Genomic DNA, 13,047 nt, shown 5'->3' with positions numbered 1-13,047 from the left:
TTGCTTCTCCTGATTGGTTGAATGAAGCGCGGTTCAGTGCTTCGGATATCTCAGTGGTTAAGGAAGTCCGAAATGGCCGCGGCGATTTCCGTGGCGTGCGTCTCCAGCGCGAAATGGCCGGTATCGAAGAAGCGCACTACGGCGCCCGGGATGTCGCGCCGGAATGCGTCGGCGCCGGCGGGCAGAAAGAAGGGATCGTTTTTGCCCCACACGGCGAGCAAGGGCGGCTGATGCGTGCGGAAGTATTGCTGGAACGCGGGGTACAGCGCGACGTTGCTTTGATAGTCGCGGAACAGGTCGAGTTGTACTTCGTGCGCACCTTGCCGGCTCAGATAGAAGTCGTCGAGCGAGTAACCATCAGGCGACACGGACGCCGTGTCGGGCACCCCGTGCGTGTACTGCCAGACGGTCGTTTCGTGCGTGAGCAGTGCGCGAAGTGCGTCCCGATTCGACGGCGAAGCGTCTTGCCAATACGCGCGGATAGGATTCCAGCCTTCGCTCAATCCTTCTTCGTAGGCGTTGCCGTTCTGCGAAATGATCGCGGTGATCCGCTCGGGATGCCGGATCGCAAGGCGGAAACCGGTCGGCGCGCCGTAGTCGAATACGTAGACCGCAAAACGGTCGAAGCCGATCACCTCGGTGAAATGCTCGATGACGTTGGCGATGTTGTCGAACGTGTAAGCAAAATCGTCGCGACTGGGCATGTCGGACTGACCGAAGCCGGGCAGATCCGGCGCGACGATATGGAAACGGTCGGCGAGCTCCGGAATCAGGTCCCGAAACATATGGCTCGAACTCGGAAAGCCGTGCAGGAGCAGCAGCTTTGGGGCGCCGGGGCGGCCGGCTTCACGGTAGAACACCTTGAAGCCGTCGACGTCGGCGTGACGATAGGCAATCGAAGTCATGGTCTCTCTCCTGAGGGAAACAGAGTTAAACGGGTGACGAAAGGCGCCGTGCGATGTTCGGTATCGCAGGTCGCACAGAACTCGCGGATAACGTTAGCGAGCGGAAATCGACTGGACCGCTTCGGCGATGACATGCGTCACCGCGTCGGGAGCCGTCACGATCGGCGTGTGGTCGGCCTGATAGGACCGCACGTGAGCATTCATGCGAGCTGCCATGAAATGCTGGGTGTCCGGGTTGATCATCCGGTCCTGTTCGGCGACCAGGAACCAGCTTGGACGGTCTTTCCACAGCGGACGCCCGACCGCTTCGCCGATGCACGACACGGAAATCGGACGCTGCACGGCAGCGAGCACCGCCAACTCCTGATGCGTCGCATGCTGCGCGAACGCCTGAGCGAACGCCTCTTGCGGCAGCCATATCAATCCGTGTCGATCCGGCGCGAGTTTCGGCGCCAGCGAATGCGCTTCGCCGCGATAGAACACGTCGCCGACCGTTTCTCCTTCATCCGGGGCCAGCGCGGCGACGTAGACCAATGCCCCGATTTTTTCGGACCGGCTCGACCCGATCACGGCGCCGGCATACGCATGACCGGCCAGCACCACCGGACCTTCGATCCGCTCCAGCGTCCGGTCGAGCGCGGCCACATCCTCACTCAGCGAAGTGAGCGGCAGCGGAGCCGCGACCGCATCGATCCCGTGTTCCTTCAAACCCTCGATCACCTTGCTCCAGCTCGATCCGTCCGCCCATGCGCCGTGCACCAGCACTGCGCTCACATTGCCAGAAGACATGTCCGCTCCTTTGAAGATAGTGAATGCTGCTTGCGAAATGCAGCCAGGTTCGCCGCGTTTGTGTAACCTGTTTGATGTTGTTTTAAAGGTTACTAACTTGATATGTAACTTGTCAAGTACGTTTTTAGTGGTTACGATACTGACATCGTCATTGCAGATTGATTACAAGAAAATGGACTACCGTCAGATTCCCGCGATATTCGTTGCCGACGCGCCGGGCCTCGATTTCCTGAACTCGGTCGCGACCCCCGTGGATGAAGAGGTCGACTGGATCAGCGATGGAGCCGGATTGCTGGCTTGGCTGGAGCAGGCCGGAATGGCCCCGCGCGCCGCGCTCACTGCACTGCGGTCGCAGGCCACGCCGGCCGAACTCGACGCCGTTGCGGCGCAGGCTCGGGCGCTGCGCGAATGGTTCAGGGTATTTGCGCAGAAAAGGAAGGGGCGGCCGTTGACAGCGAGAGATTTACGCGAGCTCGCGCCGCTGAATCAACTGCTCGAGCGGGATGACCGATATGCAGAAATCGTCGCCGATGCGACGGGCGAGGCGTCGCCCTTTGAACTCCGGACGAATCGGCGTTGGAAGTCGCCGGAGTCGTTGCTGATGCCCATTGCCGAAGCGCTGGCGAACCTGGTGTGTGACGAGGACTTCACGCACGTGAAGGCATGTGAAGGTCCGCGCTGCACGTTGATGTTTGCGGATCACACGCGGGGCCACGCGCGCCGCTGGTGCAGCATGGCAATTTGCGGGAACCGCGCGAAGGTTGCCGCTCACCGAAAGCGGCTCAAGGAGCAACAAGGCGAGTGACGTAACGTGGTGAGCGGTTCGGCGTTGTACTGAGGTCTGTTTTGGAGGCGTGATATGGATCACATCAAGGCGATTGCATTCGATTTGTACGGCACCCTTTTCGATGTCCACTCGGTGGTGGCGCGGTGCGATCAACAATATCCGGGGCGCGGACGTGAAATCAGCACGCTCTGGCGACAGAAGCAACTCGAATACACGTGGCTGCGGAGTCTGATGAACCGCTACGTCACCTTCGAGGAGGCGACGGAAGACGCATTGCGCTTTACCTGCCGGCACCTTCGGCTCGATCTGGGCGATGAAGCCTGCAGGACGCTCTGCGATGCATACCTGCGCCTGCAGCCGTTCCCCGAAGTGCCCGGTACGTTGAGCGAATTGCGTCGGCGGGGACTGAAGCTCGCCGTACTGTCGAACGGTTCGCCTCATTCGATCGGCGCCGTGGTGGGGAACTCGGGACTTCGCGCGGAGTTCGACCATCTGCTGAGCGTCGACCCGGTCCGCGTGTACAAACCGGACGACCGCGCTTACCTGCTGGCGGAGCAGGCATTCGGGCTCGCTCGAACATCGATTCTGTTCGTGTCGTCGAATGCGTGGGATGCAACGGGGGCTCGCTATTTCGGCTTTCCGACATGCTGGATCAATCGTAGCGGCAATGTCTTCGAAGAAATGGGCCAGACACCCGACTGGCAACTGCAAGGTCTTGACGGATTGCCAGCGCTATTCGATGGCGGCGCCGCGGCGTCGATGCAGCGCTGATTTCTGGAGCATGCTGCCCGGAAGCGGCCATTCGCTGAATGATGAAAACGACAGAACGCGAATCGCCGCAACGGCCAAACAAATTACGTCACGCCGCGGTGGCCTTTGAGAAGTGAGAAGCGGCGATATTCACGCAAGTCGTTCGGGCGAATCTGCGAGCACTTCCGGCGCGCAGCTATAATCGCGCTCGAACATGGCTAGGGGAAGTTACTCGTGAAAAAGATCGCTGCCTTTGCGCTCGTTGCGCTTGTACTGACTGGTTGCTCGTCTGCCGAAAAGCAGGAGCAGCAAGAGCAGAAGTTCCTCCACAACGAAACGAATCTTGCCGCCGCCCAACGCAATGCGGCGGTCAACTGCGACCCGGCGAACTGCGACGCGGCTTGGGCGATGACGAAACGCTATATCGAGCAGCATTCCGATACCAGCGTGACGCGCGCGGACGCGGTCGCAATCGACACCGACGTGCCGAGTGGGTCGGGCAAGGTTGCCTTTTCGGCGACCCGCGCCGCAAAAGGCTCGGGCGCAACCTTGACTCTCTTTGCGCAGTGCCGCGGCATGTATGGGCCGGACAACGCCAAAGGTTCCGACTATGACGACTGCGCCGAGAAGATCCTCAAGACACAGAACGGCTATGTGGCGTTCCTCAGAGCACATGCGTCGGGTCAGTAACGCCTTGGGCTGCCTCCGCCTACGATTTGCTGTTTCCGATCGATTAACCAGGCGGTAGCGACGGCTCCCACAATCAACGGTGCGCCCACTAGCATCCCAGCTGTGGGGCGTTCCTCGAGAAAAGCCCACCCCAGCATCACGGCAATCACTGGATTGACGAACGTGTATGTTGCGACCAGTGTCGGATCGACGCGGTCGAGCAACCAGACATACGCGGCGAATGACAGAACGGTACCTGCGAGAATCAGGTAGCCAAGCGCAAAAAGCGAGTCTGCTGAGACTGCCTGGACCCGGAAGCCGCGTAGTTCTCCCGTTATCGCGCACAACACAGCGAGCGTTGCGCCACCCGCTAACAGTTCGACCCCCGCAAGCGTAAGCGCGGGAGTCTTGCCCTTATGTCGCTGAGTCAGGACCGTTCCTAGTGCCCACGAAAGGCTTGCGCCGAGCAACGCGGCAAGCCAGGGCAACTCCATTCCGTGCGAGCCCGACGAGGGTGCTGCCCACGCGATGACGGCGACGCCGGCAAAACCCACACCCAGTGCGCAGATGGTGGCCGGCACAGGACGACGTTCTCCCGGAAGCAAAAAGCGCAGCATGGCAATCCAGAACGGAATGGTCGCCAGAATGACGGCGGCAATTCCTGACGGCACATGCTGCTGCGCAATCGCCAGAACGCCGTGGCAGCCGACGAAGAAAAGCAGGCCGCATGCGACGCCATGAATCAATAACTGAGCGGACGGGAGGCGCTGATTGTGCAGCAGGCTCCACCCCAGCAGGATCAAACCGCCAATCACGCAGCGTGTTCCCATCAGAATCATCGGTGGGAACGAGCGCAAGCCGATCGCAACGGCAAGATAGGTCGACCCCCAAACGAAATAAATGGCAGAGAACGCGAGTAGCGGTCGAGTCGACATAACAAGTCCGTTCGTTGATCTGTATAACCGGTTAACAGGTTATACTTTCGAAGCGGATTTACAAGAGGCATTTAGCATGACCGTCCAGAATGAAAAAGCTCGGCCGCGCAGGGCGTCGCATGTCGACGAGGAGTTGGCCATTCGGTTCGTGAACACGGTCGCGTGGCGCCGGGCTGACGAGCAGGAAGAGCGTTTGCCATCCGCTGAGGCGCTGCTTCGGTGGTTTGCCGAGGCCCGACTGTTCGATGCGGGTTTTTTGCGCGCGTTGTCGCTTGAATGGAAGGGCGATCCTGTCCTCGCCGAAAACGGATACCAGACAGCTTTATCGTTGCGTGAGACGATTTACCGGGCGCTTCAGAGCGCGGCGTCGGACAAGGCCCCAGCGAAAACCGACCTTTCGCTTCTGTCCCAGTTGCTCAATGCGGGCCCTCCTGGCATGCAGCTATCCGTCCAGCGAGGGCGCTATCTGTGGAACGCCGATGCGCACGCGAATGGCGTGTGTGTTCTGCTCATGCCTGTGGTCATATCCGCTTTGGCGCTGCTAACCGGTCCCCATTCGCATAAGGTGAAGCAGTGTCAGGACGACCGGGGCTGCGGATGGCTTTTCGTGGATGAAAGTCGTGCGCAGAACAGACGGTGGTGTTCGATGGGCGACTGCGGGAACCGTGCAAAAGCCCGCCGTCACTATGTGCGTCAGCGCGACGCTGACGTTTAGACAGGGCTTATTGTGCTTACGCATTACTGAAACCTCAATCGCTGCCGCAGGAAGCATCAATCTGAGGGCGACCTACGCCCAGAGCATCACACTCGCCCAAGATTGCATTTGCGCCCAGCACGAACCATACTTGTTCTCTCCAGCCTTGTTCGCGGTGAATGGCGATGAACGGTAACGATCCCGATGGCGATCACCACGCGCACCCGCACACCGACACTCACGACCACCACGGTAGTGCTTTGTCGGAGATGGATCTGCGTGTCCGTGCTCTGGAATCCCTGCTGGTCGAGAAAGGGTATGTCGATCCGCACGCGTTGGACATCCTCATCGAAACCTATGAGCACAAAGTCGGGCCGCGCAATGGCGCCCGCGTGATCGCAAAGGCTTGGTGTGATCCGGCGTACAAACAATGGCTACTCGACGACGCCACTGCAGCGATCGCGTCGCTCGGCTACACAGGCCGACAGGGCGAGCACATGATCGTGCTGGAAAACACGCCCGCCGTTCACAACATGGTGGTCTGCACATTGTGCTCGTGCTACCCGTGGCCTGTGCTCGGACTTCCACCCGTATGGTACAAATCGGCGCCTTACCGGTCGCGTGCCGTCATCGATCCCCGTGGCGTATTGAAGGAGTTCGGCTTCGAATTACCGGCGGAAGTCGAGTTTCGCGTGTGGGATTCGACTGCGGAGGTTCGATACCTCGTGTTGCCCATGCAGCCTCCCGGCACCGCCGATTTCCCCGAAGAGGCGCTAGCTGAACTGGTAACGCGTGATTCGATGATCGGCACGGGATTGCCGACGACTCCCGAGTCGACACGGGGGACACCATGAACGGCGCGCAGGATCTCGGTGGTATGCAGACTTTCGGTCCGATATGTCCCGATAACGAAGTCTCGCCCTTTCACGCCGACTGGGAGCGCAGGGTGCACGCGACCACGATCGCCATGGGCGCAATCGGTAAGTGGAACATCGACATGTCGCGTGCCGCGCGGGAGAGTTTGCCGCCGGCGCAATACCTTTCCAGCAGCTACTACCAGATCTGGTTCGAGGGTTTGAAGAAACTCATCCTGAGCACCGGTCTGGCTACGGCCGACGAAATCGAGTCAGGCAAGTCGATGAGTCAAGCGGTGCCGGTTCCGCGCGTGTTGATGGCCAAAGACGTATCCGCGACGCTGCTACGAGGCAGTCCCGTCGAGCGACCCGCGGCCGTTGAAGCAAAGTTTGCCGTTGGCGATTGGGTGCAGGCTCGTCAAATCAATCCTTCGTCGCATACTCGCTTGCCGCGTTATTGTCGTGGCAAACGCGGGCGCATTGTTACTGTGCACGGCACGCATGTCTTTCCCGATACCAACGCGATCGGCCTGGGCGAGCAACCGCAATGGCTCTATACCGTGCGCTTCGACAGTGCGGAGCTTTGGGGGCGGGATACGACTGCGGCGTCGGTATGCGTCGATTGCTGGGAACCGTATCTCGAACTGCCGCCGGCACCATGACTGATGCTCTAACGAAACTACCTGAACTGCGAGCCGCGTTGCCAGCCCTGCCTTGCGACGACGCAGGGCCGGTTTTCAACGCGCCGTGGGAAGCCCAGGCGTTTGCCATGACCCTGGCGTTGCACGAGCGCGGCATGTTCACCTGGGCCGAGTGGGCAACGTGCTTGAACGAGGCAATCCGCGACGCACAGGCCGCCGGCGACGCAGACCACGGCGACACTTACTACTCGCATTGGCTGACAGCGCTGGAGCGCATCAGCACGATCAAAGGACTCGTGACCGACGACTCGCTTCTGCGTCGCCGTAACGCGTGGGATGCGGCAGCGCGCCGCACGCCGCATGGACAGCCGATCGAACTCGAGTGACGGTCTGCACGCATCGTCAGTCGGGAATCTCGGGCTCGACCAGCTTCGCCAACTGAACAAGCGACTCCTGCCAACCGAGGTAGCACATCTCCACAGGAATGACCTCGGGCACGCCCTCCTGCAAAATGGTGAGTTCGGTTCCGCACGATACCTGCCGCAATGAAATGGTGGCCTGCATCTCGCCCGGCAGGTTCGGGTCGTCGAATCGGTCCGAGTAGCGGATCTTCTCGAACGGCACCAGTTCGAGATACTCGCCGCCGAACGAGTGGCTGTTGCCGGTGCCGAAGTTACGGAAGGACATCTTGTGGGTGCCGCCGATTTTGGCATCCATGTGGTGGACCTGGCAGGTGAACCCGTACGGAGGAAGCCACCTCACTATCGCATCCGGTTCGAGGAAGGCACGATAGATGCGTTCAGGTGTAGCGCGCAAGACGCGGTGCAGATGGATGGTTCCGGTAGCCATGGTGTGTTCTCCTTTCATTAGAGAAGTTGGACATACTGCAACGACGATCCGACGACGCCGGTATCGACACAGTAAGACCAGGAAAAACCCGGGTGCGCCGCGCGGTCCAATATCGCAAATCGACGGCAAGCTTACTCCATCGGTGTGGTTCACCCATCCCATCGCGCTGGACGTATCTTTTTATCAAGTCATCCACGCGCCTGTTCCCCATTTACTACAGCCTCTGCGATCCCTTCGCGCTGGCGCCATGCGTTCGGCAGTTTGCGATTTCAATTTAGCCCCATCTGTTTTATTTATCGCGATCTGAAATGCTCTGCAAACCTGTTCGCGGAGCAGTGCGGCCATGGGATCCCGAAAACGCTTTACGGGGCGCGGCTTGCCGATATCGTCAGATCAGGGGATAGGAAGTGCGACGGCACTTTCAAGCCGTTAACTCATGGTTTACCCTTGCTTTCTGTAAGTCCCTGCACTTCATACCTTTGTATCCCGAGACGCCCGCACTTTCTATCGGCCAGCAAGAAGCGCCTTAGGCTCAGCGCTTGCGCTGCGCTTCTGCACCCGCTGCCTGAGTTTGTTGCGTCGGCGGTCCAAATGAGTTTTTGAAGGAGTACAGGTATGGCACGGATCATTGGAGGCATCGCTGCCTCGCACACACCAACCATCGGCTTTGCTTTCGATAAGAACAAGCGTGACGATCCCGTGTGGGCACCCATCTTCGAAAACTTCGCGCCGTTGGCCGACTGGCTCGCCGACAAGTGCCCTGACGTGCTGCTGGTCATCTACAACGACCATGTCACTTCGTTCTTCTTCGACCACTATTCCGCGTTCACGCTAGGCGTGGGACCCGAGTGGAACGTCGCCGACGAAGGGGGCGGCGCACGCGATCTGCCGCCGATCAAAGGTCATCCTGAGTTGGCCGCGCACATCGGCACTTCGCTGATGACCGACGAGTTCGACATGTCGTTCTTTCAGAACAAGGCGCTCGATCACGGCTGCTTTTCGCCGCTATCGATGCTTTGCCCGCACAAGCCCGAATGGCCGGTGAAGCTCGTGCCGCTGCAGATGGGCGTGCTGCAACTGCCGGTGCCGAGCGCTCGACGCTTTTACAAGCTTGGACAAGCGTTGCGACGTGCAATCGAGAGCTACCCCGAAGATCTCAAAGTCGCGATCGTCGCAACGGGTGGCCTGTCGCATCAAGTGCATGGAGAGCGTGCGGGTTTCAACAATCCCGAATGGGACCAGCGCTTTCTCGATCTCTTCGAAAACGATCCCGAGCAACTGGCCGAGATGACGATTGCCGAATACGCGGAACTGGGCGGCTTCGAAGGTGCGGAAGTGATCATGTGGCTGACGATGCGAGGCGCCCTGTCATCCAGCGTCGTTTGCAAGCATCGCAGCTACTACCTGCCGTCGATGGCAGGCATCGCGACTGCGATCTACGAAGGCGAAGAGGGTGAGACGAAGCCTTCCGTCGTCGAACGTCACCGCCAGCGGATGGCGGTTCAACTCGCCGATGTCGAGAAACTCGAGGGCACCTATCCGTTCTCGATCGAAGTCGCCGTGCGCGCCTATCGGATCAACGATTACCTTCACCGGATGGTCGAACCCGCTCATCGCGAAGCGTTTCTGAACGATCCGGAAGCGAGTTTCGAAGCGGCCGGGTTGAGTGAAGAAGAGCGCGACCTGATTCGCCGCCGTGACTGGCGCGCGTTGCTGCACTACGGCGTGATCTTCTTCATGCTCGAAAAGCTCGGTGCTGTAACGGGCATGTCGAATCTGCACATCTACGCCGCCATGCGCGGCGAAACGCTGGAGGCTTTCCAACGCACCCGCAATGCGCCCGGCGCACTGTATTCGGTGGCGGGAAAAACCGCTGGAAAACTCGATTGGGACAACGCAGAAAAAGGCAAGAGCTGAAGAGTGAAAGTACCGCGCCGATGCTTTCGCCACCAAGCGAAGTGTCGGACTCAAAAGAAGCATGGCATGACGGCAAACAACACGAGCAATTACGTCATTAGCCAAAGCAAGGAGACAGGAGTAAATCGATGACAAACGGAAAAGCGATTGACATTAAGGCGTTTATCGACCAGCGAGCCATCTCGCCCTACCAGTGGTTACTGGTGGCGCTGTGCTTTCTTATCGTGACGGCCGACGGCATGGACGTGGCGATCATGGGCTTTGTGGCGCCCTCGATCATCCACGATTGGGGGATTTCACGCCCCGCATTTGGTCTCGTGATGAGCGCGGCGCCGCTGGGACTTGTCATCGGTGCGTTGGCGGCGGGCCCGGCTTCGGATCGTATCGGACGTAAGTGGGTTCTGATTACCTCGGTTTTCCTCTTCGGCATTTTCACCATCGCGACGGCTTTCACTCACTCGCCCATGGAAATGGCGGCGCTGCGATTGCTGACCGGTATCGGCCTCGGCGCCGCGATGCCGAACACGACGACGCTTCTGTCCGAATACGCGCCTCAGCGCAAGCGTTCGCTGATGATCACGATCATGTTCACTGGCTTTAATCTCGGCTCGGCATTGATCGGCTTTGCGGCGGGCTGGCTGATTCCCGTCCACGGCTGGCGTTCGGTTCTGATTTTCGGTGGTGCTCTGCCGTTGGCGCTGATTCCGTTGCAAGTCTGGCTGCTGCCGGAATCCGCCCGCCTGCTCGCGGTGCGCGGCGCATCGCCGGCGCGTATCGGCGCTGTTCTCGGCCGGGTATGCGGTGCGCGCTTTACCGGCGGCGAGGTGTTCGTTTCCAACGAACCGCCGTTGCCCACGCGCAAGCCGATCGGCGTGCTCTTCTCGCAAGGCTATGGCTTCATGACGGCGGCGCTTTGGGTGACCTATTTCATGGGTCTGCTCGTCATCTATCTGCTGACGGGCTGGCTGCCGACGCTCATGAAAGACGCAGGCTTGACCGTCACTTCGGCCGCTAACGTCACGGCGATGTTCCAGATCGGCGGAACGATCGGCGCCATTCTTGTGGGATGGGTGATGGACAAGGTGCGGCCTGCACGGGTGATCAGCGCCGCTTACCTCGGCGGCGCGCTGTGCGTTCTCGCACTCGCATGGATCGGCGCATTGTCGTCGTCGCTGGCCTTGCTGGTATTCGCGGCGGGCTTTTGCATGAGCGGCGCGCAGACGGGGTTGAATGCGTTCGCGCCGGGCCGTTACCCGACAGTTGCGCGTGCCACTGGCGTGAGCTGGATGCTTGGCATGGGGCGCTTCGGCAGCATCTTCGGCTCCGCCATCGGCGGCGCGCTGCTCGGACTCGGTTGGCAGTTCGGCGCGATTCTCGCGATGCTGGCCGTACCCGCGACATTGGCTGCGCTCGCCATCATGGTCGCTCAACGGGCGAGGGCCGGCGACCCGGCTGTGCAGCCGACCGTGGCGCACTGAGAAAACCATCTGGCGGTGCTTTGCGTGGCATCGCCCGATAAACGAATCAACTGTTGGAGTAAGGATGATCATCGATATTCACGGCCACTACACGACGGCGCCCAAGGCGCTGGAGCAGTGGCGCAACCGCCAGATCGCGGGCATCAACAATCCTTCGGACATGCCCAGGGTCTCCGAGTTGCAGATCAGCGACGATGAGTTGCGCGAATCGATCGAGAGCAACCAGTTGCGGTTGATGCGCGAGCGCGGGCTCGACCTCACCATCTTCAGTCCGCGCGCCAGTTTCATGGCGCATCACATCGGCGATTTTCAGGTTTCCAGTACGTGGGCGGCGATCTGCAACGAGTTGTGCTTCCGTGTGAGCCAGCTGTTCCCCGACCATTTCATCCCGGCCGCGATGCTTCCGCAAAGCCCCGGCGTCGATGTCGCCACCTGCATTCCCGAACTCGTCAAATGCGTCGAGCAGTACGGCAACGTGGCGATCAATCTCAACCCGGATCCATCGGGCGGTCACTGGACCAGCCCGCCGCTGTCCGATCGCTACTGGTATCCGATCTACGAGAAGATGGTCGAATACGACATTCCCGCGATGGTCCACGTGAGCACGAGCTGCAATGCGTGCTTCCACACGACCGGCGCGCATTACCTGAACGCCGATACCACCGCGTTCATGCAGTGCCTCACGTCGGACCTGTTCCGCGATTTCCCCACGCTGCGGTTCGTGATTCCGCACGGCGGCGGCGCGGTGCCCTATCACTGGGGACGCTTTCGCGGACTCGCGCAGGAACTGAAGAAGCCGTTGCTGAAAGACCATCTGCTCAACAACGTGTTCTTCGACACGTGTGTGTATCACCAGCCGGGCATCGATCTGCTCACGCGCGTGATACCGGTGGACAACATCCTGTTTGCGAGCGAGATGATCGGCGCCGTGCGCGGCATCGATCCGGAGACGGGTAACTATTTCGACGACACGAAACGCTATATCGAGGCCGCGCATATCGATGCGGACGAGCGCTACAGGATTTACGAAGGTAACGCACGCCGCGTCTATCCGCGCCTCGATGCGGCATTGAAGACGAAGGGACATTGATCATGTATGAACTAGGTGTGGTGTATCGCAACATCCAGCGGGCAGATGGCGACATCGCCGCGAAGCTCGGGGCGCTCGGAACCGCCACCGTGCACGAGGCAATGGGCCGGGTCGGTCTGCTGAAGCCGTATATGCGCCCGATCTATGCCGGCGCGCGCGCCCACGGCACGGCCGTCACGGTGCTGCTGCAACCGGGCGACAACTGGATGCTGCACGTCGCGGCGGAACAGATCCGGCCGGGCGATATCGTCATTGCCGGTGTCACGGCGGACTGCACGGACGGTTATTTCGGCGACCTGCTGGCGACGAGCTTCAAGGCGCGCGGCGCGCAGGGTCTCATCATCGACGCCGGTGTACGCGACGTGAGCGTGCTGACGGAGATGAAATTCCCGGTGTGGAGCAAGGCGATCTCGGCCAAAGGGACGGTCAAGGCGACGCTCGGTTCGGTGAACATTCCGGTGGTGTGCGCCGGGGCGCTGGTGAATCCGGGCGATGTCGTCGTCGCGGATGAAGACGGCGTGGTGGTGGTCCCCGCTGCGTCGGCGCGGAAGGTGCTCGACAAGGCGGCGGCGCGCGAAGCCAACGAAGGCGAGAAGCGTGCGAAGCTGGCTTCGGGTGTGCTCGGCCTCGATATGTACAGCATGCGCGAACCGCTAAAACAGGCTGGGCTGCGCTACATCGATTGAGAG

General features: G+C 60.4%; 15 protein-coding genes. 11 read left to right on the top strand and 4 right to left on the bottom strand.

Annotated features, from left to right (window positions below; translation table 11 throughout):
- Positions 1 to 50 precede the first annotated feature (50 nt).
- Positions 51 to 905, bottom strand: coding sequence for an alpha/beta hydrolase (locus B0G74_RS29985; RefSeq protein WP_132379018.1), 855 nt, complete (start codon positions 903 to 905; stop codon positions 51 to 53).
- Positions 906 to 998: 93 nt separating this feature from the next.
- Complete coding sequence (locus B0G74_RS29980) at positions 999 to 1,694, bottom strand: alpha/beta hydrolase (RefSeq protein WP_132379016.1); 696 nt, start codon at positions 1,692 to 1,694, stop codon at positions 999 to 1,001.
- A 172-nt stretch (positions 1,695 to 1,866) separates the two neighbouring features.
- Between B0G74_RS29980 and B0G74_RS29975 the strand changes: the two genes are divergently transcribed.
- The 3 genes from B0G74_RS29975 to B0G74_RS29965 all read left to right on the top strand — a co-directional run bounded on the left by B0G74_RS29975 (position 1,867) and on the right by B0G74_RS29965 (position 3,921).
- Positions 1,867 to 2,499: an ABATE domain-containing protein gene (locus tag B0G74_RS29975; RefSeq protein ID WP_132379500.1), complete on the top strand. Its 633-nt coding sequence runs from the start codon at positions 1,867 to 1,869 to the stop codon at positions 2,497 to 2,499.
- Positions 2,500 to 2,553: 54 nt separating this feature from the next.
- A complete protein-coding gene (locus B0G74_RS29970) occupies positions 2,554 to 3,252 on the top strand; it encodes a haloacid dehalogenase type II (protein WP_132379014.1) in 699 nt (232 codons plus the stop codon).
- Between the two features lie 213 nt (positions 3,253 to 3,465).
- On the top strand, positions 3,466 to 3,921 hold the full coding sequence (locus B0G74_RS29965; protein ID WP_132379012.1) for a hypothetical protein: 456 nt from the start codon (positions 3,466 to 3,468) through the stop codon (positions 3,919 to 3,921).
- On the opposite strand, the gene B0G74_RS29960 is transcribed toward B0G74_RS29965, so the two are convergent.
- A complete protein-coding gene (locus B0G74_RS29960) occupies positions 3,915 to 4,835 on the bottom strand; it encodes an EamA family transporter (RefSeq protein ID WP_132379010.1) in 921 nt (306 codons plus the stop codon). The genes B0G74_RS29965 and B0G74_RS29960 overlap by 7 nt on opposite strands.
- A gap of 76 nt (positions 4,836 to 4,911) precedes the next feature.
- Here B0G74_RS29960 and B0G74_RS29955 point away from each other — a divergent pair, with 76 nt between their 5' ends.
- From B0G74_RS29955 to B0G74_RS29940, 4 genes are all read left to right on the top strand, one after another.
- Complete coding sequence (locus tag B0G74_RS29955) at positions 4,912 to 5,550, top strand: ABATE domain-containing protein (RefSeq protein WP_132379008.1); 639 nt, start codon at positions 4,912 to 4,914, stop codon at positions 5,548 to 5,550.
- 158 nt (positions 5,551 to 5,708) lie between these two features.
- The gene (nthA, locus tag B0G74_RS29950) at positions 5,709 to 6,383 is read left to right on the top strand and encodes a nitrile hydratase subunit alpha (RefSeq protein WP_207915717.1); all 675 of its coding nucleotides are present in this window, start codon (positions 5,709 to 5,711) and stop codon (positions 6,381 to 6,383) included.
- Positions 6,380 to 7,045 (top strand): nitrile hydratase subunit beta, encoded by a 666-nt coding sequence (gene nthB, locus B0G74_RS29945; RefSeq protein ID WP_132379006.1) that lies wholly within the window; start codon positions 6,380 to 6,382, stop codon positions 7,043 to 7,045. The genes nthA and nthB overlap by 4 nt, the downstream gene beginning before the upstream one ends.
- On the top strand, positions 7,042 to 7,410 hold the full coding sequence (locus tag B0G74_RS29940) for a nitrile hydratase accessory protein (protein ID WP_132379004.1): 369 nt from the start codon (positions 7,042 to 7,044) through the stop codon (positions 7,408 to 7,410). Before nthB ends, B0G74_RS29940 begins: the two co-directional genes overlap by 4 nt.
- Before the next feature lie 16 nt (positions 7,411 to 7,426).
- Here the strand turns inward: B0G74_RS29940 and B0G74_RS29935 are convergent, their stop codons facing one another.
- Complete coding sequence (locus B0G74_RS29935) at positions 7,427 to 7,873, bottom strand: SRPBCC family protein (RefSeq protein ID WP_132379002.1); 447 nt, start codon at positions 7,871 to 7,873, stop codon at positions 7,427 to 7,429.
- A 615-nt stretch (positions 7,874 to 8,488) separates the two neighbouring features.
- Here B0G74_RS29935 and B0G74_RS29930 point away from each other — a divergent pair.
- From B0G74_RS29930 to ligK, 4 genes are all read left to right on the top strand, one after another.
- On the top strand, positions 8,489 to 9,790 hold the full coding sequence (locus B0G74_RS29930; RefSeq protein ID WP_132379000.1) for a gallate dioxygenase: 1,302 nt from the start codon (positions 8,489 to 8,491) through the stop codon (positions 9,788 to 9,790).
- A gap of 128 nt (positions 9,791 to 9,918) precedes the next feature.
- Positions 9,919 to 11,268 carry an aromatic acid/H+ symport family MFS transporter gene (locus B0G74_RS29925; RefSeq protein WP_132378998.1) on the top strand — a complete coding sequence of 450 codons (1,350 nt, stop codon included), beginning with the start codon at positions 9,919 to 9,921 and terminating at the stop codon, positions 11,266 to 11,268.
- A gap of 64 nt (positions 11,269 to 11,332) precedes the next feature.
- Positions 11,333 to 12,358: an amidohydrolase family protein gene (locus B0G74_RS29920; RefSeq protein ID WP_132378996.1), complete on the top strand. Its 1,026-nt coding sequence runs from the start codon at positions 11,333 to 11,335 to the stop codon at positions 12,356 to 12,358.
- A 2-nt stretch (positions 12,359 to 12,360) separates the two neighbouring features.
- On the top strand, positions 12,361 to 13,044 hold the full coding sequence (gene ligK / locus B0G74_RS29915; RefSeq protein WP_132378994.1) for a 4-carboxy-4-hydroxy-2-oxoadipate aldolase/oxaloacetate decarboxylase: 684 nt from the start codon (positions 12,361 to 12,363) through the stop codon (positions 13,042 to 13,044).
- The last annotated feature ends 3 nt before the right edge of the window (positions 13,045 to 13,047 follow it).

Origin of the sequence: Paraburkholderia sp. BL9I2N2 (assembly GCF_004339745.1) — a bacterium.
In the GTDB taxonomy this organism is placed as follows: Bacteria; Pseudomonadota; Gammaproteobacteria; order Burkholderiales; family Burkholderiaceae; genus Paraburkholderia.
This window is presented reverse-complemented; position numbering and strand designations above follow the sequence as displayed.